Genomic DNA, 24,064 nt, shown 5'->3' with positions numbered 1-24,064 from the left:
ATTTTGTTGATTTATCTCCTATATATTTTTAGGACCTCTCCAATTACAGCTGACTCAGAATAAGTTTTAATAACACTCTTGTGTAAGTTTTCAGAGACAGACCGTCTTAAATCTATATTTTCAATTAGGTTAAGAATTGCATTTTGTAATCCTAAAGTATCTCCTGATTTAATCATTAAACCTTTTTCCTGATTATCAATAACCATTTTGCAATCACCAACGTCAGTAACAACAACCGCTAACCCTCCATAGCCATACTCCAACAACGAAATCGGTAATCCTTCGGACTTAGACGAAAGTACACCAATTTCACATTGTTCTAAAATTGCTTTAATATCTGAGCGACTACCGTAAAAAAAGACATTTTCTTTCAGGCTATTTTCCTTAACATAGTTTTTGAGTAATTGGGCATATTCATCATTAAAATCCTTACCTACACAATGCAAGGTCCAATCCGGATACTTATTCAAAACCCCTTTAAAGGCGTTGAGCAGCATCAAATGATTTTTCTGCTCCCTCAAATTTGCCATACATAAGATTCGTTTTCCTTCAGTCCCAAATAGCTGGGTAACTTTACCTGAATCGGATAATGAAATAAAATTTTTTAAATAACTTACATTTTTACAATGTAATTGCTCAAGGGACCATTGCAATAATTGGTGATTCACACAAAATATATGGTCAAAGAACCTCGAACAGAACTTTAGTATGACTTTAGGTCTATTCTCTAAAAACTCACTTTCTCCATAATGATCATGCCATATCAACTTAATTTTTGGATCAAGAATTTTCATCAAAGTGGCTAAAAAAAATGAAGTTGAATGCGCATGAATTAGATTTATTTTATTGGTTTTTAGAAATTTTTTCAGCTTCAATAATGCCTTTAAATCAAAGCGTGAAGTTTTACCCAAGAACAAATAGGCAACGGACGGATCAATTGTTTCTTTTAAAATCCCTTCCTTTCGTGTAGCACAAATAAAGGACGAGTCAATTTCATTAGACAAAACATTTGCCAAACTAACGGACAATCGCTCTGCACCACCAGCTTCCAAAGAATCTATAAGTTGAATTGCTCTTATCATGAGATTAGCAATTTACGTATATCTTCATCAAATTTGTCAAGCGTATAAACTTGTGACCAACCCTGTGCCTCCTTAGACATTTTATGAAGATTTCTTTCATTTAAAACTGCAACAATTTTCTCGACAGCTTCTTCTATTTTTGAGTCAATTAAAACACCTCGATTTTCATGGTCCAGAATCCAAGGCACACAAGAAACTCTTGTAGCAATTGGTATTACACCAAAAAACATGGCCTCTGTAATCGCTTTAGGCCAACCCTCACTTTGTGATGGTAATATGCTAAAATGAGCCTTTTCCAGATAATTTTTAATTACTTCTGTAGATTGATTTCCGTGCAATGTAACGAGACTTTCCAATTTGTTTTCAGTAATAAAAGCAGCCAATTCTTCTTTTAAAATTCCCTCACCAAACACATCCAATTTTACAGTTTGACCGCTACTTTGAAGTGCGTGTACAATCTTTATGGCCAACAATGGTCGTTTACCGTTTACCAAACTTCCAATAAAAACAAAATTTAATTGATTGGAATAATCGCGTTTATTCCATTCGGTTTTTTCAGAATTTTTAAATGTTGCCGTAAAAAATGATTTGATATTTTCTGACTGATTTGGCCAATTACCATAAACTAAAACAGTCATATTTTTCGTAAGAAACGTATTTGATAATAACCATTTTTGAAACCGGTAACTTAAAGGTTGATTAGAATTTGGGTCCCAGTTTCCTGCATACTTAGCAGTTTTTGTTTTATTAGGAAAACATACCTGAACTACGCATCCTAATAAGCCGATATTCCCAGGACATCGTAAATGTATGTGGTCCGCTCTACGACACGCACCTATTAGTTTAAACAAAATAATCGGGATAGAAAACAACGAAGATATTGTTTTACTTAAAGACATAAAATTTACAGGTGGTACACGATTAAAATGAAGGTTCTCATGTTTATAATCTAAATCTATCTTACCAGGTGATTTTAAGTCTAAAGGAGCAACTATTTCAACTTCCTTTACATATTTCAACCAAAGATTCATCTCGCGTACATATGGCGCGTAGCTGAAGAGCTTACCATTCTGTTGCTGATGAAAAGCGTGAGATATGATTAAAAATTTCATCGTTCTACCTTTGGGGAATTAAATATTAATGACCACCAACCTACGATTCTACCTAAAGTTTCTTTAACAGCGTCCACTCTGTTTTTAGTGGTAAATATATTCAGTGATTTTACTTTAATGAGCAATACAGTAATGGCATGCCATTTTATTTTTGATTTAAACGTTGTTTTTGGATGTTTTGTTTTCCAAATATACCATCCATTTCTTACTACCATTTTACCATATTTAAAAGTATCGGGTCTGCCCAAGGGCTCATGATAATGTTCGCATTTGGCATTGGTATTAACATAAAGCTGTCCTTTTCTGGCCAATCTCAAACAAAAATCTGCATCCTCGTATAATCCGTAACCTTCAAAGTAATTGGAAAACCTATGGTTTTCAAATATTTCTTTTTTATAGGACGCAACGCCTCCCATGAAAAGTTCGGTTTCGTAAATTTTTTTTGAAGGTGGCAAAAAACTTATGGGTCTTCCGTGTCCAAAATCAGGAAAAAACCCTGGTGGTACATTGGGCAATAAACCAAAAACTCCACGTAATCGATAACGCAAAGGCTCTTTTCTTTGCCAGTTATCAAAACAAAAAGTGTCATTGCCACTATTATCATCGGATAATGGCTCCCAGTTCACCTCATTTGTAATGTATCCACCAACGGCCAATGCATTTGGCCTAGTGCTGTAAGTATTGATTAATGACTCAAAATAATTTGGTTCTAAAACAATATCATCATCTAAAAAGCAAACAATTTCCGAATTTTCATGAACATGTTTTACACCAAAGTTTCGTTGCCTCGTAAGCCCTCTGTCCTCAGCTTCAACCTTTAAATATTTAAGATTTTCATATCGTTTCTGCTCTAACACTTCTTGAGTTAAGTTATTGGATGAACCATCAATAATAAGAATTTCATTAGGATACAATGTTTGTTTTAATACTGAGTCCAGCAATTTTTGAAGCGTTTTAGGGCGCATATAAGTACAAACAATTAATGAAAATCTCTTCATACTATTTTGTTCTTTTTCCTAATGCCATAAGTTTCTTGGCATAAAATTGAGATTTTTTGAATTGTAATAATCGATATGGTAATTTCAAAATTTTAAATGGCAGCTCCAAACGTTTTGATTTTGTGAGATAATTGATAAAATATTTAATTTTATATTCTCTGCGCTGTCTTTTTGTAAAATGTTTATAGCATTGATACATAATAGTTGGGCTGGGTTTGGGCGTGATCCATTTCACTGGTTCATACAATTCCCAAGGCTGTTTTTTTCGTTGTTTTCCCGTAATTTTAGATTGATTGCCCCAAATACGATAACCACCAACTGGTGGTTTTAAATGTAAATTTACTGAAAACGGATTGTGTAAAACCGTAACACCCAACTTTGTAATAGATAACCCAAAATCACTATCCTCGCCATATCCGCCATCATAATTAATATCATTACCTACCAGCTGTTCTACCACTCTTGAAGACACGCAGGAATTAGCATTGCTAAACGCTTGTGCAGCTCCGACTTTCCATCTTTTATCTCCTAAAATTTCAAGCTTGTTGTCCAAATTTTTTAAAGTCTGTTTTTGATGGTCTGCTCTGACATCAAGCCCATTACAGGCTTCAGCTTTATAAGTTTGAAGCAATCTGATATGATTTTCTATAAATTCTGGTTGGATTCTGATATCGTCATCCCCAAAAACTATATAATCTCCCTCACATAAATCAATTGCTTCATTTCTGGCTCGACAACTTCCTTTAGTCGTTTGCCATTTAAATTTAACATTAAATGAATAATCCTCAGAATTGTAAAGCGAAGCATTTCGTTTTTCTTCAGGTGTGGCATCTACCACAATGACTTCGAGTGGCTTGTATGTTTGGTTTTCGAGATCACTGAGCAAGTTCAAGGTATAATCTTGACGCAGCATTGTTGGAATAATGTAACTTACTTTTGGTTTCCCTTTAATAGCTTTTAACTTACGCGGTGCTACTATTTTACTTTTATCTTTTAGGTTGAATTGCTTTGCAGAATTATAAGCTTTCCATTCTCTGAATTTAAAAATTCCTCGACGCAACAGCATATAAAATGCATGATTTGGTTTAAAACTCTTAAAATAAAAAGTATAAATATCTTTGAGAGAAATATGAAATTGATTGGTTTGAGGAGGAAATAGATGGTTAACATAAAGTGGGACGGCTCCTTGATAACGCAGCCCGTTAAAACCAAAATCCAAAGCTGATGTGACAATGTTCTCGTAATCTAAATCAAAGCCTCCCAATTTTTCCCAAACCGATTTTCTTATCGCAAATTGATGCGGATTAATTCTCCAGCTTACACAATGGTCTAAATTATTAAAGTCATTGGCATACCAAAAATACACAGCTGTTTGATATACTATTTCAGGAAAAACATTCTTAAAACCCTGCGATAAACTGCTGTGCCAAATATCACCTTCTGCCATGACCAATTGATCCAACAACTTGAAGTCTGGCTCTCCATTGTAAAGAATGGCATCTCCGTTTGAAGCTTTATAGGTTTTGAGATTCAACTTTTCGAGATAATTATTTTGTTATAAAATGCTACGGTCTTTTCTGCAATCAATTCATTTTCAAAATTTGATTTGACTTTTTGTCTTGCCTTAATTCCAAATTCTTTGAGCAAAATAGAATCTTTCAATAATTTATCAATAGCATCTGCATATTTCTTGTGATTGGTCGGATGAACTAGAAAGCCATTTTCACCATCGTCAATTACCTCTTTTGCCCAACCAATATCTGATGCGACAATGGCCTTTTTCATCGCCATTGCCTCCAACCAAGAAACTGGCAAAGCTTCCGCAAAAGTAGGAAATACACAAACACTAGCCTCATTTATTAAGTTGGGCATCTCGCTATAGTTTATTTCACCTAGATATTTTACTTTTTTAAAAGCTTCTTCCGAAAATAAGGGTTGCATCAGCTTCCAAGTAGAATTTGATCCGGTCATTAAGTCGCTACTGTCTTTTCCAACAACTATTAACTGAACATCAGATTTTTGTGCGTGAACATGATTGAATATTTCAGGTAATTCCAAAACGCCTTTTTTTCTAATAAGCGTTCCAAAATATAACAAACTACTTTCTTCTGATTGAGAAATATTGGATTTAAAATTATTGATATCTATACCATTGTGTATAACTTCAAATTTTCTATTTGAATCAAACAATTGATTGGTCAATTTCCCAGTAAATTCACTAACACTTAAGATACCACCAGCTTTTTTAAACGCCTTCTTTTCAAGAAAATAATTTTTGAATTTGACTTTTCGGTTATCCAAATGACAGAAGTAGGTATCGCTGCCGTGAAGTTTTATCACAATAGGACACTGCACATTAATAAATGCCGAAAAACCTGTCCAGTCAGGTACTTCAACGATATCAACCTTATTTTCCTCATATAATTTATTAATAAGTTTCTGTACTTTCTTTTGGGTAAAGTATGCAGAAACACCCTTTATTTTCCTATTCTTTATTTTGTAAAATTGAATGTCGTCATCAATGAAGCTTTCATCTTCGTTTTGCCCATACACCAATATTAAAATTTGATGGCCAAGCGCCTTAAGACCTTTTGCGAGATTGAGCAAACTAGTACCAATACCACCAGATTTTCCAACTTTGGGATGAGGATATTCTGGTGTGAGAAAGGCAATTTTCATCAGGATTAGTTATTCTACAAGTTTAATGTGGTTGGCTACCATCAAATCTATGGAAAATCTGTTTTCAATCTGTGTTCTTGTGTTAGTTGTTATGATTTTTTCTCCACTAATAAGTTGTTCCAACAGTGTAGTCAAGGCTTCTATATTTTTTGCAGGAAAAATAAATCCATTTTCTGTATCAAAAACAACTTCCTCATTTCCACCCACTGGCGTCGTTACCACAGGAACATTAGCTGCTAAGCTTTCTAATATTGACAAACTGAAACATTCCATGTGCGTAGGTTGCAACATATAATCGTACTGAAAGTAAATTTTGTTAAGGTTGGAAACACTTCCTTTAAAGTTAAAACAAGACTGTAATTGATACTCTTTTACAAGATTTTTTAATTCAGGTTCGTACGGCCCTTCTCCGTAAATATCGATATTTAAATAGTTCCTCTTTAAATCTGAAATTTGACGAACCGCTTCAATCAAATCTTGGATACCCTTTGAAAATCTCAAATGTGATGCAACTAAGAATTTTGGGTTTTTTAGTGCTCTTTTTTCAACCTTTGCTTGAATATCATCTATTAAAACACCGTTATAAATTGTTGTCGTTTTTGGTTTAAGAAAATGTCCGAAATCATTTAATATGGCCTGACTGGTGTAATTAGAAACACCGATAAATTGATTGATATACTTCGCATACAGTCTACCTTTAATTTTTTTCTTTATTTTTTTTACTGTAGAATAGCCATTCAGAGGTCGTGGGTTATGGTCAACTGCAATTATATATGCTTTTGGTTGATACTTTTTCAACTTAGCATAAAAAGAAGTACACAACTCCACAAAATGAGTAACAATATGGGTGTAACTTACAGTTTGGGCTTGGATATTCTTAAGCGTGCCTGTCTCGAAAATTTTATTATTAGACGAATGAATATTTAATTTATGATATTCACCGTGATTGGATATGTTTGGAAAATACCAGTCTACCTGACACCCTATTGCTTTTAAAGCTTCATCATAAGCCCAGAAAAAATAGTCCATTCCGCCAACACGCTCTGGCAATAACTTATAATTACATATTACAGCAATAGATTTTTCTAAGCCCATAACTCTAACTGTTTTGCCATACGTTCACTTGTGCCTTTTAATGGTTTTCCGATTTCAAGCGCAATGAGTTCTTCTCTATTTTTTTTTCTAAGTTCCGGTTTTTCAATGGCTTCTTTGAGGTAAATTTCCAAATCTTCACTATTTTTTGCTATTGCAACGGCATTGCTATTAATTACGTATGTTAAATGCACATAATTTAAAAATAACTGATCGTTATAAAGACTATTATTTTCATTTCCAAAAACGGTATAAATTACGGGTTTATCAAACAACATAAAATCCAATCCCATTGTGGAACACATATTCAAGTTTACATCCGAAAATTCCAAAACCGCTCTCAAGTCCTTCACGTCTTCAACTGAAGGAATTCTTTGTGACCAGGATTCTACATGATTATCACGTGTTAAAATCCACTTTGGTATGTTCCATTTAATTTTTGGTAACTTCTGTTTTAATTCATGAAATCTAGAACCATCTTCGGCAGGTGATGTTCTTACCAAAAGTTGCAAATTTAGCTCTGGATTTTTCTCAATAAAATTATGTATTGCCTTAATATGAACTGGGTCATTAGCTCCAATACCAGCGTCTGCACAGCTGTAGCAAATCACTTTTTTGTTTGGAACCAGATTAAATTTCTTGTAAAAATTGTCTTTACTAGTTCTGTATTCATCCATAACATAGGGCTCAAACTGTGGTGTCCCAATTACCGAGATGTTCTCATTCTTCGATTGAGGATAAAAATATTGCAACTCGGTTTTCATCAAATCGCTCCAAACTAAATATTTATCGAAAGTACCCATCATTCGTCCTTTAGATGCCAAATTGTCCCAACTAAAAATGAACGAAGACGTCGTTATTTGCAACTGCCGAGCTGCATAGACCATTGGTGCCAAATAAGGTGGTCTTTGATGGGTAAAGAACAAAATATTGGGTAGGTCTCGCTTCAATAATCGAAAGTATTCTTTTGTGACTTCGTTATTTTTAAACGAGTTGAATTGCTTCGATTCATAAAACTGAATTGTTTTTTCGGAATGAAATAATTTTGCTACAAAATAGATAAGCTTAATTGATAGTGCTCGTTTAGAATTATTTTTAGGATAGCCCCTTTTGAGATTATTATTTATACCAAAATAGTCTTTATGAAGTGTCATGTGTGCCACTTCTTTGAGCTTTCTATAAAACCAAGACGATCTGCTTTCCCTAAAGATTTGAAGTTCTTCTATCTTAACATTTTCAGGTAATGAAACAACCTCATAACTTTCTTTTGGTAAACCCGAATAGATAGTTACGGTATTGAAACATTTAGATATTTCCTTTAGAAATTCACTTAATACAAAATTCCGGAACCCAACACCATCTGTTATAACCACACCGATTTTTTTCATAAATTAAATTAGTGATTTACAAATGATTTCAGCTTTTTCCCAGTCTTCTAAGGAATCGATATTTACGTGAAATTTTTCATCGGATACAACATAAGAAGTTGAATTTCCGTAAAGTGAATTATCATTTAATATAGTAGAAGTTTTAATTAAGTAAATGCTTCCATCTCTGTGATAGGCTTTTGGTAAATCCTGTCTTCTTGTAATGATATTTTTATCACCAGTTGCTATTTCTAAGTTCCCTTTTGAATTTGGTTTAAAGATCCAATGCGGATTGAATTCGTGTGGCACCTCTAATACTGAAATAAGCGCATCTGTATTTGAAGCCATAAAAGTCTCGATAGCATTATCCAAAAATTCTACAGATCTAAACGGACTCGTAACTTGAAGCAAACAAACTGCATCATATTTCTCGCCTTTTTCTTCAAAAAATTGTATAGCATGTTTCACCACGTCAATTGTTGGTGACTTGTCTTCTGCTAGACTTGAAGGCCTTTTAAAAGGAACTTCCAAGCCCAGAGAATGACCAACTTTAATAATCGCGTCATCATCCGAACTTAAAATTAATTTTGAAATGTATTTACTTTTTTGAGCCACCTCAGAGGTAAATTGTAATAGTGGTTTACCACACAACAATTTAATATTTTTATTGGGAATGCCTTTAGAACCTCCTCTTGCAGGTATAATGCCCAAAATTCTCATACTAGTAGGTTATGGTTTTATGAAATTCTAAATTGGCCGATGCCAAAATATCGGCTATTTTTTTTCCTGCATCGCCATCACCATAAATTTTTTCTGGCAGGATATTCTTATTTTCAATACGCTCTAAAATAGCCTCTTTAATATTATTTTTATCGTAATCTACATCAACAACATTATTACCACGTTGTCTTTTATTTTGTCTAGTTCCTATATTTACAACAGGCACACCTAAATAAGAACACTCTCTTATCCCAACGCTAGAATTGCCAATTAAACATTTTGAATTGACCAGTAGTTTCAAAAAATCTTCAGGCTCCATGCTTTTAAAAAAATGGATATTTTTTGGTTTCTGTGTCTCCCTAAAACTTCTTATACCTTTAGAAGTACCATCTGAACCAGCATCAACGTTTGGCCAAAACCAAAATGTTGGAATATCCAATTCATTGATAACTTCTAAAGTTTTCACGACATCTTTTCGGGCAGAATCGTATTCAGTAGTGACAGGATGCTGCATGACGACTACATAACCGTTTTGCCAATTAATATTTTCGCCTACACCTCCATATTTTTCAAGTGGGTCAAAATCCAGTTTTGGATTTTCCTTAACTCGTTTGGCAATGTCTATTGATGGGCACCCTGTATTAAATACTTTTTCTGATTGTTCACCCATTTTTACGACGCGATTAAAGGCCTCTTCTGAACTGACCAAATGTAAATCTGCCAATTTAGTATTAGCATGCCTCACTTTTTCGTCTATGTTCCCTGTAATTTCGCCACCCTGAACATGAATCAAAGGTATGTTTTGATAAGCTGCAGAAATGGACGTGGCAATGGTTTCAAAGCGATCGGCTATAGTAACCACAGCATCTGGTTGTAATCGAAATAATACGTTGGAAAGCTCCATAACTCCCAATCCCGTTGTTTTTGCCATTGCTGTAGGGTTTTCACCTTCCAAAACCATAAAAACTTTTTCTGCAATGGTAAATCCATCGTTTTCAATATAATCAACGGCATTACCGTATTTTCCTAACAAAGCAGAGCCAGCGACAACTAATTGCAGTTCTAATTTTGGATGATTTTTAATAGCTGTCAAAGCCGTTTTTATACGACTGTAAGAAGGTCTTGCAGTTACCACTACACATATTTTCCTAATCATACACTCTATTTAATTCAAGTCTTCTTTGTTTAAAAAGTCCCATTGCCTTAATGGTCTTTTTAGGCTTCTGCCAATAACCGATTGATATTCTTTGGCATCAATGCCGTAATTCTTGGGTTTTTTTGCTTCTAAATCATCAAAAGTTAATACATGACCAATAGAACAATCTTTATTTACCGCTAACGATTTTTCAAAGATAACTTTCAAATCTGAAAATTCTTCATTATTTGATTTGTCTATCGGATGCTTTTGTGCCTTATCGATGTTTTTTATAGCCTTGACCAATTGCGATAATTCCTCAATATCCAATGAAGAAGTTGCATCTGGACCAAAAGACGATTTGTTAAAAACTGCATGTACTTCAATTATTTCTGCACCTAAAGTGAATGCAGCGATGGATGCTTCAATCGAAGATGAATGATCCGAAAAACCAATAGGTACTTTATAACGATTTTGCATTTCTTTAATAACGTTCAACCCATATTGATCCGGCTGTGTAGGATAAGATGTTGTACACTGTAAAATAGAGTAGTCGACATTGCGCTCATCCAAGAATTTTGTAGTTGCATCTAATTCCTCATAAGAACTCATTCCTGATGAAATAATCATCGGCTTTTTTGTCTGTGCTATTTTTTCCAATAATAAAAAATTGGACACTTCTCCAGAACCAACTTTATAACGATTTACACCAACTTCTTCCAATACATCAACAGCTGCATTGCTAAAAGGTGAACTCATAAATTCAAGTCCAGCTTCGTCACAATGTTGTTTAAGTCCCTTCCATTCTTCCATAGAAAACTCCATACGCTTCCAATAATCAAACCGGGTTTTATCCTGCTTTGAAAATTTAATTCTAAAGGGCTCGTGGATACTACTTTCGGCCGCTGCGATATGTGTCTGAAATTTCACAGCATTTACACCTGTTTTGGCAATAGCATCAATATAAGCATGCGCCATACCTAAACTACCGTCGTGTGCCTGTGCTATTTCTGTTATGATGAATGCCATAGTTGTTATTTTTTAGAAAGTCTGTTTTTTATTTTCTTCAAAATCTTGTCACCTTTTTTTCTGATAGGGAAATAATCATCTTTAAATATAGTGACATCTTCTCCAAGTTCAGCAGATTCGATTTTTATACCTAAATCTGATAAAATATTATTGATGCGCTTAGTATGTTTTTCATTTATACCATAGCTTCTTGCATACCAAGTGTGGTACAAAATAACATCATTTTTATAGTTAATCGTATTTGAAATACCATCATTAAGCATGTCGGCATCTAAATACAGAGTTTTTTTTCCTTGTCTTTTCAACCAAAGGTAAAAACGATAGTATGGCTCGTAAAGGTTGTTGATATCGTAAGTTCCCTTTAAATCTAATTTTTCATCTTTAAATTCATTAGGAATTATATACTGGTTTTTTTTTACAGCATCTTTATCCCAAATATCCAATACTTCCTTAAAATTAAGAATTGAAAAAAAAGTATTAATCATATAAGGATTATTAACGCGATGTTTTACCACTCCACCATCACGTACTCCAGCAACTGTAAGTTTTTCTTTTGCCATTTGATCGATAATTGAAAATACCGCATCACTATTTTTAAAAATCACATCCTCATCTGCCATGATAAGCCAGTCTATACCTTCATATTTTAGCTTTTTGAACATATAATACAAACTGTCCATACCATGCATGCCGTCGCGACCATCAATAACGTATTTCTTTATATCCTTTGGAAACAATTTTGATGTGATTTTATACAACTCAAAATTGGCAACTGTGGTCAATATGGCGATATTGTTTTTAAGCATCTGGCCTTTTGTTATTTACAATATAATTCGATTTATCATCATTATCTCCTTTATAAATAAAAATCATATTGTGGTAAAAATGCATTGAGATAATGTGCTTATCGTAATAGGTTTTAGTGTAATTATCTTTGATAAATTCCTCGTTATTAAGGCCATCGATCAATGATTTGAAATAACCATATATAGTCTCCTTGTTATTAAAATTCTCGGAATCTCCACCATAACTATCCCAATATGAGGTTTGTGTGTCTTCAATAACATAGATTCCACCTTTTTTTAATTTTGGAAAAAAATACTCAAAACTCTTAATGACATGCTCGTTAATATGGCTGCCATCATCAATGATTAAATCAAATGTTTTAACTTCATTAACAATGGTATCCAAAAAATCTTCATCAACTTGACTGCCTTGAAAAATTTTTATACGCTTTTCCTGAAGAAATGATTTGTCATAAATATCTAAGGAGTAAATTTTTGAAAACGGAAAGTAACTCTTCCACATTCTTAAAGAATTTCCACCAATGTATGGATTGTCGTAACCTCCAACTCCAATTTCTAAAATATTATTTCTTTTAAATTTAAATTTTCTAAAATGGTGTTGATATTTGGGTGTATAATTGTGATTACCAAATTTATCGGTTTTATGGATCAAAGCAATTTTTGACAAATTGAAAGGATACAACATCGCCTTGTAAGCTCTAAGCTTATACTTTAACTTCAGCTGTTTATTTTTGGACAATTTGTTTTTTAATAGCTTAATCATCGGTTTTCAATCTTTTTTGCCACTATACCATAACTCATTCCCACAGCCTTAGGGTTTCTTTTTTCGAAAAATCGTTCCAACAAACGTTTCGCTTTTGATTTTATTCCTGTTCGCTTTTCATTTTGATATGCAGTATCCACGCAAGCATATTCCACCACTTCAAAACCTACAGTATTAAGAAAATCTTTGACGATATGTTCCCAAGGTGTAAACACATGATACTCCTGAAGATGTTTTTCCTGAAAGGCATACAAAGTACCTTTGAGCATTAAATTGATGATATTTTTGCTGTTTTGAGGGTTAGGTGTTGTTAAAATAATATGACCACCTGTATCTATATGGTTCGAAATATGTTGTAATGACAGCAAAGGATTTGGTAAATGCTCCAAAACTTCTAAAAAAATGATAGTACCTGCTTTCTGAGCTTCTTGAGGACAAGGCTTATTTAAATCCCAAATGATGGATTGCTCTATTTTTTTTACATAATCAAACGGTTGCCAAGTGCCTCCAACGGCTTCAATAAAAGGCTTCATAAAACCAAAACCCGAACCTATATCACTTACAATTATGTTTGGTGCTAGTGGAAAATACTTCACCAACATCGATTTGGCAAAATCACCTCTGTTTTTATAAATCTTTAACTCGTTACTCATGTGGTTGCCAATAGATTTTTGTAGGTGGTAAACTATGGTATGACTTCAACTCTTCCCTACTAAGAGCCTTTCTGTTTTTTATTAACCTGGGCGAATTGACTATAACATCTCCCAAAGCCTGTAAAATTGCGGAAAATGCTTTAAAATCTCCTTTAAAAACCTTGGTTTTTAACTGTATATATATTGAATACAATATCTTTCTCGGAACAAGATATAACGGATAAAACAAAAGATACAGATACCAGCCAGACCTTAAGGACCTTCTAAGACGCAAGATATAATCTTTTTGCTGTTTTCGTTTGGACATATCTACACGATGATGTGCAAAGATTTTTGGTACATACCATATTTGCCAATTATTTTTGAGCAAATGATAACTTGCAAAATCTTCTTCACCATGAAACATGAACCAAATTGGAAACTCCGGAATCTCTTTCCAAGCTTCCATTCTAAAAGCATTTGCACCACCTAAAAAGCTCCTAGTTTTATACGGCTTTTCATTAACCTTAATAGTATTCGGAAGTATTTTTCCCCAATACAATCGGAACGAAATTACTGCACAACGTTGATGTGAATTGAAAAATTCTTCAATAGTTTCTAGTATCTGGGTAGAAACAAAATGGGCATCATCATCGAGGGAGATAACATAAGTTGCATTTGTGGCAGCCATGAGTCTGTTTCGACTAAAAATTAGACCTCTGCTGGTTGTGTTATGGATCAATTGTATGTTAGGGTAATTATTTCGTATAAATTCCGACGTGCCATCAATAGAACCATCATCACAGATTAGACATTCTACATTATCATTTTGAATTAAATCTGAAATTTTTTTCAAGGTCAGTTTTAACTCATTGAGTCTATCTTTGGTGGTAATGATAATGGCAATTTTTTTGTCGATCATCTTGAAAAAATTTTAGACTTAAAAACCTTTTCTAAATATTCCCTACCCAAATAGTAATCTAAATCCGTTCGGTTTAAATAACGCTCATTACTTCGATTTTTCCAATTTTTATAAAGTTGCTCAACGTGTTGTGCAATTTCATCTGTTTGATCAATTTCAGCTGAAAACTCATAACCCTCTCCCAACAGCCTTAATGTTTCGCTATGTTTCGGACCCAAGTACAAAATTGGTTTATTGGCCTTTATACAATGGGGAAACTTACCTGGTAGAAATGGACTAATATCTGATTTGGCTTCTAAGATAACATTAACCGATGTATGGTTTTGTATATATTGGACCTCATTGTATTCAACATAACCAGAACTTAAATACAACTGTGGCATCTCTTTACTTTTTTTGTTCAGATAATCAGCAAAATAAGTTTTATTGCCCAGCAAAAGTATTTGTGACTCAATTTTAGCGGTTTCATTGTTGTTTAAAAATTGTTGAAAGCCTTCTACCAGACCCGACGGGTTTCTTGGTTTCATTAAACTACCAGCATGTAATATGGTGAAGAAATTTTCTTTAAAATAACTTGGACCATGTTCTTTCTGTGTATTTTCAACCGAAATTTGGTGAGGAATTACGAGACCTCTTTCGTTAAACTCTGGGTAGAATTTTCCCATCCATTCCTTTAAAAGCTTACTTGGAAAAATAGCGTGGGCAGCTTTCTTTGCCACTTGTCTAAAAAATTCTTCTTGTTGTTGGTGTCCAGGAGATAACCAGTTATATGGTTCAGGATATTGACTCATTGGGTAAGGATCGTGAACATATGCCAGCCATTTTTGGTGCCATTTAGGAATCTCTAAAAGTGCCATGTGCGTTCTAAAACTTGAAGCTTTGCTTAGCGTTAACACCCAATCTGGCTCGAAGTCCGTTTCGTTTTGAAGTGCCATTTTAATACTCTTTACATCATTAAAAAATGAAAACGAAAATCCTATTCTTTTTTCAAAATGAATACCGATGTTATAATTGAAGGCTCGTCTAATGATCAATTGAATTTTACTCAGCAAGTAATAAATATTCCATTTCTTTTCTCTGATTTCTATACACTCAACACCTTCAATTTCGATATTTTTTCTTGTATAGTGATAAACCATTAAGTTGAAACCGCATTGTTGTAAATTTTTGATCAACGCCACTCTTCCCTTGGTAGCACTACTGTCGTTGACATCAATAGACTCTGAAACTATGAGTATTAGCTCTTTTCTCATCATCTAAAAATACAATCTTTTGATACTTGTAATGTAATATAGAATGCTGGGTAATAACCCTTCTGTAATTCTGTAGTAAATAGTACGGCTTTTTATAAATCTATACCTAAATCTTTTATTCAAACTATTTGTTTTGCTAGAACCCTGGCTGATATGTACAATTTTGGCATCGGGAACAATCATATTTTTACTTTCAGGGAAAGTTTTTTTAATTCTATAAGAAAGTTCAACATCTTCTGCGTACATAAAAAATCGTGGATCAAAACCACCAACTTTGTCGAGAGTTTTCTTTCTAACAAAAAAATCGGCACCAGACACATAATCTACTTCATAGGGTTGGTCATCCATTATATTTATTGTGTTCAATTTAGCATTTACATAGTAGTTTTTGGGATAAAAATGTTTCCAGAATGACCCTTTTATAAACAGCCTGTAACTAGGAAAATTACCTGCCGAGATATTTTGAGCCAAATCTTGTTTATACAACTGCGCACCACAAACCGCAACATTTTTATTTACTTTTAGCTCCATATAATTATATAAAATTTTTATGGCATTGTTGAGTAGATATGTGTCTGTATTTAAAAAAAACAAATACTTTCCTTTGGCGACCTCAACCCCTCTGTTGTTTCCTTTGCCAAAACCCAAGTTTGCATTGTTTTCAATAATAATTACCTCTGGGAATTTTTGGTTGATGATTGTGACGGAACCATCTACGGAACCGTTATCTGAAACAATTATTTCAAATTTGATATCCTTGGTAAAGTGGTAAACGGAAGCAATAGCGTCACAAGTAAGTTTACAAGTATTATAATTTACAAAAATGATGCTTACATCCATATTCACACTTTATTGTAATATTTGTATTTCCTTAATTTCCCATCATTACTATTATTCAGCCAAGAACTTGAATTATTTACAGACTTAATATAATACTCTTGCTCTTTTGTTAGATTTTCAGAATCAATATACCAACCACCATGTTTTGCAATATATGGAAATATGGTTCTTATGGCTTTAAAAAAATCCAAACTTATAGGATAGATTTTACGTGATCTATACAATGCAAAAGTAGTATCTATTTTGGCTATATAGTTACCGCTTTTTGTTTGTTTTTCCCAAAACTGCTTTTCCCAATTTAAAATAGTAGCTTTTTCTTTATTGGTTTCTGGGATGTCGTCAATTTTTAAACTGAAACCAACTTTATTCACATGGGCATTTGCATCTATGATTGTTTTAAAATGATATAAAAAATCTTCCGGACAAGCATCTACAGGTACAATATCTGGATCCGTAACTACATAATAACCCTTAGCATAAGTGTTAAAAAGTTGTTTGTTTTCCCAAAATACGCGATGCCCATAATTTTCTTCCAACCTATGGATTTTCACTTGATTATCTATTATTTTAAGATAATCAAGCAAAGGTGGATAGGTAGAATTATTATCTAAAATGACAATATTATAATAACCATGCTTTTTGAGAAAATCAATTAACTGTTTTAGATAGTATAACTGATTAAAACTGATTATAACTATAGGAATACTTTTATAGTCTTTATTTTGTCTCTTTATCGTAGTATTAAATAACAAATTAAAACCATAAGAAAACCTGTAGCGAGCATTAAGGAATGGTTTCCTTAAATTAAAAAACGTCAATATTTCAAAAAATATATTTTTAATAATTCTTCTTGTTTTTAAAAATTGATTTTATAGAGATTTTAAGGAATTTTTTGAATGATAAGTGGCTTGAATTTTTTAAATAGAATTGCCATAAAAACGTCCATTCATTAAAGCTAAAATTCCTTAACATTACAGTTCTTTCAAAATAGCTTTTTACTATTTCAGCCTGTTGATCTTCGGTGAATTCATCTCTAATTTCTTTCACCAAATATTCATAAAACCTTGAAGCTGCTTGCCGTTTCAAGTCTAAATTATCATTTTTTCCTGATATACTTTCTTTTGAAAGTCTAATAAAAACATGAGCGTTATTAATTGTATGGATAGGCAATTCTTCTGAAAAATCGATCCATGCTTTGTCATCACTGTGCCATCCTAATGGATAATTTGTGAATTTATATTTTAAATATTCTTCTTTTTTAAATACATATTCCGATAAAGAACTACGGGTTTTTCCTTCGTGTTTTCTATAAAATGCTCTTGACGCTTTTTCCCATGTTGGATGTTCATAAACTTTTGATTGAGCTGTACCGCTTTGATCTATCATTTGAGTTGCAAAACGAAAAAGATTGGTCTTGCTTTTAAACTCTGTATGTGCTTTGTAAAATTCCTCTACTACTTTTTCACCCAAACAATCATCATCACCCAAAACCATTAACCATTCTTCGTCCTCAACCAAATCAATACATCGTTCCCACTGCTTTGTTAATGACGTTTTCCCTAAATTATTTTTAAATTCTATATATCTTAAATTTAATTGTTTGTCAAATTTTTCGACTAGGGGTTTTGGGTTTTCAGGACTTGCATCATTACCAATATAAACATTGAATCTTTGATTGGTCTGATTGGCTAAAGACTGCAATGTAGCCTTAAAAAAGGAAAGTTTATAAAAGGGAATTATGATTGCTAACAATTTTTGCTTTTTATATGATAATAAACATTCAACAGTATTTTTTTTAACTCGAAAGGAACACCCTTATTTTATCCTGAAAATTTTTTCTCTCCTCAAAACTATAATTTAGTTTTTCAATATCCTTGGCATACAATTGTGCTACCATATTCTTTTTCTTTTTATTATAAAATTTAGAATAATGATTAAATCTTGATTTAGATTTATTGACATGCACGTCGAATTTTCTATTCAAGTTAAGCTGAGAAATAATAAAGCTTATATCTTGATTAAAAAACTCAAAACGCCCAACGAAATCCATCTCATATTTGCCGTTAATATCGAAAAAATCGGTTTGTGGATACAAATGGTCGCCTCTAAAATCTATGTTTTTTTTGGTCAATCTTTTTTTAAAATTACCCCTTTGAAGTAAAAAATCTTTGAATGGCCCCTCTGTTTTTAATTCTTTTTTCATCCAGAGATAATCTGAATAAGCCCTATCCCATGGGTTTCTAACAAATGTAAACTTGTAATAATTGTCCCAAGTTTGTTGATCTATCAAATTGGTCTCTAACAATTCCTTGCTGGTGGCATGTTGTAAATGTATTTTACGGTCTGGGCACCAACCGTATAGTATATTATAATCTGGTTGATCATTATAAAATTTGGTTTCAGGCTCAAAAAATTTTAGTATACTAGAACCAGCACATTTAGGGATATGAATAAAAATGCATTTTTGTTTATGAAATACCATTGGCGTCAATTATCCATTCGTAATTTGTTAATACTTTGCCCATGTTTTTAGCACCAGGTAATTTACCACTACCATAAAAGTCACCATTCTCTATAAAAAATTCAGTAATGCTATTATTTTCATAAAGGTTTATTCTTTTCGCTAAATCCATAATTTGTAAACCGATTTTATAGCTTCCCGGTGCGTAAGGTAATTTAGCAATTATACACTCAACATTTAAGTATTGGTTTGATTGTGCCTTAAAATGTTTTTCGGTGTGAAACGTATTGAGAGTGGAAATCAAATTGTCATTAAAGTCAAAAATTTGAAGCCTAATGTTAATTTCTTTTATAATATCCTTATTCAATATACCAATCTCAAAGAAATACTTTTGACCAAGTATAAGATGATTGACAACATTTTCGCCTGAGTCTTTTATTTGAAATTTTGTTATCTCTATACCTTTCCCAATAATTGGAAAATTTAAACTCCCAGTACTAAATCCAAATATTTCCAAATACCTATTAACGGCATCTAGCACATTACCTTCAAATGAAATTTCACCATCGCTTAGTACTAAGCAACGACTACATAATTTTTGAATTGACTCCATATTATGGCTCACAAACAAAACCGTCCTACCGTCACTCTTAGATATATCTTGCATTTTACCGATTGCCTTCTTCTGAAATTCTGCATCACCAACCGCCAAAACCTCATCGACTACCAAAATATCAGGCTCTAAGAATGCAGCAACGGCAAATGCTAAACGTACCGTCATACCAGAAGAGTAGCGCTTTACTGGTGTATCTATATAGCGTTGGCAACCTGAAAAATCAATGATCTCTTCAATTTTTGAAGTTATTTCTTTTTTGGTCATACCCAAAATGGCACCATTAAGATAGATGTTCTCTCGACCAGTCATTTCGCCATGGAATCCTGTACCAACTTCCAATAGTGATGCTATTCTACCTTTAGTTTTTATAGATCCAGTTGATGGACTTGTGACTCTAGAGAGAATTTTTAATAGTGTAGATTTACCAGCACCGTTTTTTCCTATGATGCCAAGAACCTCTCCTTTTTGCACTTCAAAATCAATATCTTTTAGTGCCCAAACATATTCACTATTGCCCTTCGTTCTTCTGTCATTACTTTCACCTACTTTAAGGTAAGGGTCTTCCTTTCCTCTAATCTTACTCCACCAACGATTTAAATCGTGCGAAAGCGTACCTGTGCCAACCAATCCTAAACGGTATTGTTTCGAAATGTTCTCTACTTTAAGAATAACATCAGTCTTAGACATGTATATACTTTCCTTTTATTTAAATTTAAATCTAAACGGTATCAATAAATGATTTTTCTGTTTTATTGAAAATAATCAATCCAAACAAGAAAATAATTAAGCTAACCACTGCTACATATCCAAACTGGAATATAGAAAATTCACCTACACCTAAAGTCATGTATCTAAACAATTCAATAACTGTGGTCATAGGATTGTATTTTACTAACCATGAATATTCAGGTAATTTTTCTTCAAAATAAGATAGAGGATACATTACGGCTGAACCATACATCAATAATTGAACACCAAAACCAACCAAAAATTTCAAATCTCTATATTTATTTGTTAATGATGATATAATCATCCCTAATCCTAAACCCAATAGCCCCATGAAAACTATTAGCAATGGAAACCCGATCATTGCCGTTGTTGGAGAAGCAGCATAAGCTTTGGAGGTAAAAAAAACGAAATAAATATAAAAGCCAATGAACACTAAAAGCTGAATACCGAATTTTAAAAGATTGGATACTACAACTGATAATGGGGTAATTACACGAGGGAAATAAACCTTTCCAAAAATGGCCTGATTCTTTTTGAATGTATCACTTGTATCTACCAAACAAGTGCCAAAATAGTTCCAAGAAGTAATACCAGCTAAGTTGAACAAAAACGAAGGAATACCTTCTCCTGTTGGGATACCTGCTAGGTTATTAAAAATAAGAGTAAATATAACCGACGTAAACAAGGGCTGAATAAAATACCACAGCGGACCAAGAATGGTTTGCTTATATACTGTAATAATATCACGCTTTACAAATAATAAAAGCAAATCGCGATAATACCAGATTTCCTTAAAATTAAGGTCTATTAATTTATTTTTACTAGAAATTGTATAAAGCCAGTCTTCACTTTTTTGAGCAGCCAATTGTATTGATTTTTAAATACATGCTAATATACCAATTATTGCGTGTTACTCTAAAAAATTGAATTGGTATTAAATCAATTAAAAGAATCCCAAGTAATTTTTAAACCTTCTCGAACTGTGAATTGAGGTTTATAACCAAGAAGCTTTTGAGCCTTAGAAATATCTGCCAGAGAATCTCTTACATCTCCTTGTCTATTCGGGCCGTGAATAGCTTTTAAGTCTGAATCAGCAGCTATTTTAAGTGATTCCCACAAATAGTTGATAGTGATGCGTTCACCACATGCTACGTTAAACACTTCGTTCTTGGCGTCGTTTGATGCAAAGAAGCCTTTTACATTTGCTTGGACCACATTGTCTATAAAGGTGAAATCTCTTGTCTGATCACCGTCACCATTAATTTTTGCTGGTTTATTATCATTTAGCGCTTGCATAAATAATGGAATAACTGCAGCATAAGCACCATTTGGACTTTGCTTTGGGCCAAACACATTGAAATAACGCAGACCAATCACATCTGTATCATAAGTTGTTCCGAATACATCTGCATACAATTCGTTGACGTATTTTGTGACAGCATAAGGCGATAAAGGTTTACCGATTGTATCTTCAACTTTTGGTAAAGATTTGCTGTCTCCGTAAGTAGAACTTGATGCGGCATAAACCATTCGTTTTACGGTGTCGCTATCTTTTAAAGCAATCATCATATTAAGAAACCCTGAAATGTTCACTTCATTAGTTGTGGCAGGATCGTTAATAGAACGCGGCACAGAACCCAATGCTGCTTGGTGCGAAACATAATCAATCCCATCCATCGCAGTTTTACAAGTTTCCAAATCCCGAATATCCCCTTCTATGAGTTCAAAAGATGGATTATTCATAAACTCAGTTAGATTTTCGCGATAACCATTAGAAAAATTATCCAAAACCCGAACTTTCTTAGCGTTATATTTTAATAAATATTCAACAAGGTTAGAGCCAATAAAACCTCCACCTCCGGTAATTAAAAAACTTAATTGCGTAAGGTCTTGGGTGTGATGTGGATTTGAGTACATAATTGCAGTTGGTTAAGATTTGTTTATAAACGCGCATCAACAGTATCTGATGGCAAGAGTGACTTTACATCAAATACCACACATTTATCGGATTTTAAATTATCCAATGAGATTTCTAAAAACTCATTATGTGAAACTGCCAAGATGATTGCATCATAATTAGTCTTTAGGTCAGATTTTTCGTTTTTTAAGTCTAAGCCGTATTCATGTTTAACTTCTTCAGCCGAAGCCCAAGGGTCATATACATCTACATTTACATGATAGGATTGCAATTCTTCTATAATATCAATAACTCTTGAGTTTCTAATGTCTGGGCAATTCTCCTTGAAGGTAATACCCAATACCAAAGCGTTGGAACCTTTAATAGTAGCGCCTTTTTTAATCATCATTTTGACGGTTTCTGTAGCTACGTAACTACCCATACTATCATTCATTTTACGACCGGCTAAAATAATTTCAGGATTGTAACCAGACTCAATAGCTTTCTGTGCTAAATAGTAAGGATCTACTCCAATACAATGTCCCCCAACTAAACCTGGAGAAAAATTAAGGAAGTTCCACTTCGTTCCTGCTGCTTCCAAAACTGCTTTGGTATCAATTTCCAACAGTCTAAAAATTTTAGAAAGCTCGTTCACAAAGGCAATATTGATATCTCTCTGTGAATTCTCTATCACTTTTGCCGCTTCAGCTACTTTAATAGATGGCGCCAAATGCGTACCTGCAGTAATTACTTTTTTGTATAGATTATCTACTTTAATAGCAATTTCCGGTGTTGAACCAGAAGTTACTTTTAATATTTTAGTTACCGTATGATGCTTATCACCTGGGTTTATACGCTCTGGTGAATAACCTGCGTAAAAGTCTTTATTATAGATTAATCCAGAAGTCCGCTCTAAAACAGGAATACAAATATCTTCGGTTGCACCTGGATAAACGGTAGATTCATAGATAACAATATCTTCGTTCTTTAATACTTTACCGACTGTTTCACTTGCCTTGATTAGTGGAGTAAATACTGGTTTGTTTAATGAATCTGTTGGTGTTGGTACTGTTATGATATATATATTCGTAGCTTCAAGTGCTTCTAAATCGTCTGAAATATATAAACCTTTATCCGAATTCAAATCTGTTGTTAAAACTGATTTTAGATTGTCGTTTTCAACCTCTAAGGTTTTATCAACACCATTATTTAATTCACTGATTCTTTGTTTGTTAATATCAAATCCAACAACAAAGTACTGTTTTGCAAATTCAACGGCTAGGGGCAAGCCGACATATCCTAATCCTATAATCGCGATTCTATCTTCTAAGTTGTTCATTTACTAAAAATAGATTTTAAAATGAGTGTCAAATCTAAACAAAAACTGTAATTCTGTACGTACTTCTTGTTGATTTTCACTTTATCGACCCAAATAATCGTTCTGTTGTAGTGATCTGGATCTTTTTGTCGTTCTAATACACGCTCTTCGTCTTTATATTTTAAGGTTGCAGGACCTGTAATTCCTGGTTTTACAATTAAAATTATCTTATCTCCACCTTCAAGCTGGTCTGCAAACCCTTGTAAATCAGGCCTTGGACCAACAAAACTCATGTCACCAACTAAAACATTAAAGAGTTGTGGCAATTCATCTAACTTAGATTTTCTTAGAAATTTTCCGAAATGAGTTGCGCTTTTTTCAAGGTGGCCTAAACGGTGTACCTCGCTTCTTAGTGTTCGTAGTTTATAAATTCTAAATAATTTGGCACGCTGTCCTACTCTTTTTTGAGAGAAAACACCCCATTGACGAGTATCAATTGTCGCAACAAGTACGAGTAAAGAAATTGGAACAAGAAGAATGGGAAGTAACAACAATGACAGAAAGAAATCGAAACATCGCTTAATTCTTAACTCGGACCTTGTTATCAACCTAA

Annotated in this window: 24 protein-coding genes; all 24 read right to left on the bottom strand. The window is 33.3% G+C overall.

The features are described from left to right. Window positions 1–11 precede the first annotated feature (11 nt). The gene (locus HM983_RS13630) at window positions 12–1,082 is read right to left on the bottom strand and encodes a glycosyltransferase family 4 protein (protein ID WP_218841867.1); all 1,071 of its coding nucleotides are present in this window, start codon (window positions 1,080–1,082) and stop codon (window positions 12–14) included. Next, window positions 1,079–2,194, bottom strand: a complete 1,116-nt coding sequence (locus HM983_RS13625) for a glycosyltransferase family 4 protein (protein ID WP_179346260.1) — start codon at window positions 2,192–2,194, stop codon at window positions 1,079–1,081. Before HM983_RS13625 ends, HM983_RS13630 begins: the two co-directional genes overlap by 4 nt. Then, a complete protein-coding gene (locus tag HM983_RS13620) occupies window positions 2,191–3,192 on the bottom strand; it encodes a glycosyltransferase family 2 protein (protein WP_179346258.1) in 1,002 nt (333 codons plus the stop codon). The genes HM983_RS13625 and HM983_RS13620 overlap by 4 nt, the downstream gene beginning before the upstream one ends. A gap of 1 nt (window position 3,193) precedes the next feature. After that, window positions 3,194–4,726: a glycosyltransferase family 2 protein gene (locus HM983_RS13615; RefSeq protein WP_246277517.1), complete on the bottom strand. Its 1,533-nt coding sequence runs from the start codon at window positions 4,724–4,726 to the stop codon at window positions 3,194–3,196. After that, on the bottom strand, window positions 4,723–5,871 hold the full coding sequence (locus HM983_RS13610; protein WP_179346256.1) for a glycosyltransferase family 4 protein: 1,149 nt from the start codon (window positions 5,869–5,871) through the stop codon (window positions 4,723–4,725). The genes HM983_RS13615 and HM983_RS13610 overlap by 4 nt, the downstream gene beginning before the upstream one ends. Before the next feature lie 9 nt (window positions 5,872–5,880). Next, window positions 5,881–6,966 carry a glycosyltransferase family 4 protein gene (locus tag HM983_RS13605; protein WP_179346254.1) on the bottom strand — a complete coding sequence of 362 codons (1,086 nt, stop codon included), beginning with the start codon at window positions 6,964–6,966 and terminating at the stop codon, window positions 5,881–5,883. Then, entirely contained in the window at window positions 6,957–8,351 is a 1,395-nt protein-coding gene (locus HM983_RS13600; protein ID WP_179346252.1) for a hypothetical protein, read from the bottom strand. The genes HM983_RS13605 and HM983_RS13600 overlap by 10 nt, the downstream gene beginning before the upstream one ends. Before the next feature lie 3 nt (window positions 8,352–8,354). After that, complete coding sequence (locus HM983_RS13595; protein WP_179346250.1) at window positions 8,355–9,050, bottom strand: acylneuraminate cytidylyltransferase family protein; 696 nt, start codon at window positions 9,048–9,050, stop codon at window positions 8,355–8,357. A 1-nt stretch (window position 9,051) separates the two neighbouring features. Beyond that, entirely contained in the window at window positions 9,052–10,206 is a 1,155-nt protein-coding gene (gene neuC, locus HM983_RS13590) for a UDP-N-acetylglucosamine 2-epimerase (protein ID WP_179346248.1), read from the bottom strand. A gap of 9 nt (window positions 10,207–10,215) precedes the next feature. Next, window positions 10,216–11,214, bottom strand: coding sequence for an N-acetylneuraminate synthase family protein (locus HM983_RS13585; RefSeq protein WP_179346246.1), 999 nt, complete (start codon window positions 11,212–11,214; stop codon window positions 10,216–10,218). 5 nt (window positions 11,215–11,219) lie between these two features. Beyond that, window positions 11,220–12,020: a hypothetical protein gene (locus tag HM983_RS13580; RefSeq protein WP_179346244.1), complete on the bottom strand. Its 801-nt coding sequence runs from the start codon at window positions 12,018–12,020 to the stop codon at window positions 11,220–11,222. Then, window positions 12,013–12,783 (bottom strand): class I SAM-dependent methyltransferase, encoded by a 771-nt coding sequence (locus HM983_RS13575; protein ID WP_179346242.1) that lies wholly within the window; start codon window positions 12,781–12,783, stop codon window positions 12,013–12,015. The genes HM983_RS13580 and HM983_RS13575 overlap by 8 nt, the downstream gene beginning before the upstream one ends. Then, window positions 12,780–13,436, bottom strand: coding sequence for a class I SAM-dependent methyltransferase (locus HM983_RS13570; protein WP_179346240.1), 657 nt, complete (start codon window positions 13,434–13,436; stop codon window positions 12,780–12,782). The genes HM983_RS13575 and HM983_RS13570 overlap by 4 nt, the downstream gene beginning before the upstream one ends. After that, complete coding sequence (locus HM983_RS13565; protein ID WP_179346239.1) at window positions 13,429–14,337, bottom strand: glycosyltransferase family 2 protein; 909 nt, start codon at window positions 14,335–14,337, stop codon at window positions 13,429–13,431. Before HM983_RS13565 ends, HM983_RS13570 begins: the two co-directional genes overlap by 8 nt. Then, on the bottom strand, window positions 14,334–15,593 hold the full coding sequence (locus HM983_RS13560; RefSeq protein ID WP_179346237.1) for a glycosyltransferase family protein: 1,260 nt from the start codon (window positions 15,591–15,593) through the stop codon (window positions 14,334–14,336). The genes HM983_RS13565 and HM983_RS13560 overlap by 4 nt, the downstream gene beginning before the upstream one ends. Continuing rightward, entirely contained in the window at window positions 15,594–16,430 is an 837-nt protein-coding gene (locus HM983_RS13555) for a glycosyltransferase family 2 protein (protein ID WP_179346235.1), read from the bottom strand. A 2-nt stretch (window positions 16,431–16,432) separates the two neighbouring features. Next, complete coding sequence (locus HM983_RS13550; protein WP_179346233.1) at window positions 16,433–17,182, bottom strand: glycosyltransferase family protein; 750 nt, start codon at window positions 17,180–17,182, stop codon at window positions 16,433–16,435. 85 nt (window positions 17,183–17,267) lie between these two features. After that, window positions 17,268–18,182, bottom strand: coding sequence for a glycosyltransferase (locus HM983_RS13545; protein ID WP_179346231.1), 915 nt, complete (start codon window positions 18,180–18,182; stop codon window positions 17,268–17,270). Between the two features lie 43 nt (window positions 18,183–18,225). Beyond that, window positions 18,226–18,912 (bottom strand): sulfotransferase family 2 domain-containing protein, encoded by a 687-nt coding sequence (locus HM983_RS13540; RefSeq protein ID WP_179346229.1) that lies wholly within the window; start codon window positions 18,910–18,912, stop codon window positions 18,226–18,228. After that, the gene (locus tag HM983_RS13535; protein ID WP_179346228.1) at window positions 18,899–20,194 is read right to left on the bottom strand and encodes an ABC transporter ATP-binding protein; all 1,296 of its coding nucleotides are present in this window, start codon (window positions 20,192–20,194) and stop codon (window positions 18,899–18,901) included. Before HM983_RS13535 ends, HM983_RS13540 begins: the two co-directional genes overlap by 14 nt. Window positions 20,195–20,225: 31 nt before the next feature. Next, window positions 20,226–21,101, bottom strand: a complete 876-nt coding sequence (locus HM983_RS13530) for an ABC transporter permease (protein WP_179346226.1) — start codon at window positions 21,099–21,101, stop codon at window positions 20,226–20,228. A gap of 74 nt (window positions 21,102–21,175) precedes the next feature. Further along, window positions 21,176–22,153 (bottom strand): SDR family oxidoreductase, encoded by a 978-nt coding sequence (locus HM983_RS13525; protein ID WP_179346224.1) that lies wholly within the window; start codon window positions 22,151–22,153, stop codon window positions 21,176–21,178. Between the two features lie 23 nt (window positions 22,154–22,176). Then, a complete protein-coding gene (locus tag HM983_RS13520; RefSeq protein ID WP_179346222.1) occupies window positions 22,177–23,472 on the bottom strand; it encodes a nucleotide sugar dehydrogenase in 1,296 nt (431 codons plus the stop codon). Next, entirely contained in the window at window positions 23,469–24,059 is a 591-nt protein-coding gene (locus HM983_RS13515; protein WP_218841866.1) for a sugar transferase, read from the bottom strand. The genes HM983_RS13520 and HM983_RS13515 overlap by 4 nt, the downstream gene beginning before the upstream one ends. Between the last annotated feature and the right edge of the window lie 5 nt (window positions 24,060–24,064).

This window comes from Winogradskyella ursingii (assembly GCF_013403975.1).
Lineage (GTDB): Bacteria > Bacteroidota > Bacteroidia > Flavobacteriales > Flavobacteriaceae > Winogradskyella > Winogradskyella ursingii.
The sequence above is the reverse complement of the archived record's forward strand: the minus strand, read 5'-3'. Positions and strand labels throughout refer to the sequence as shown.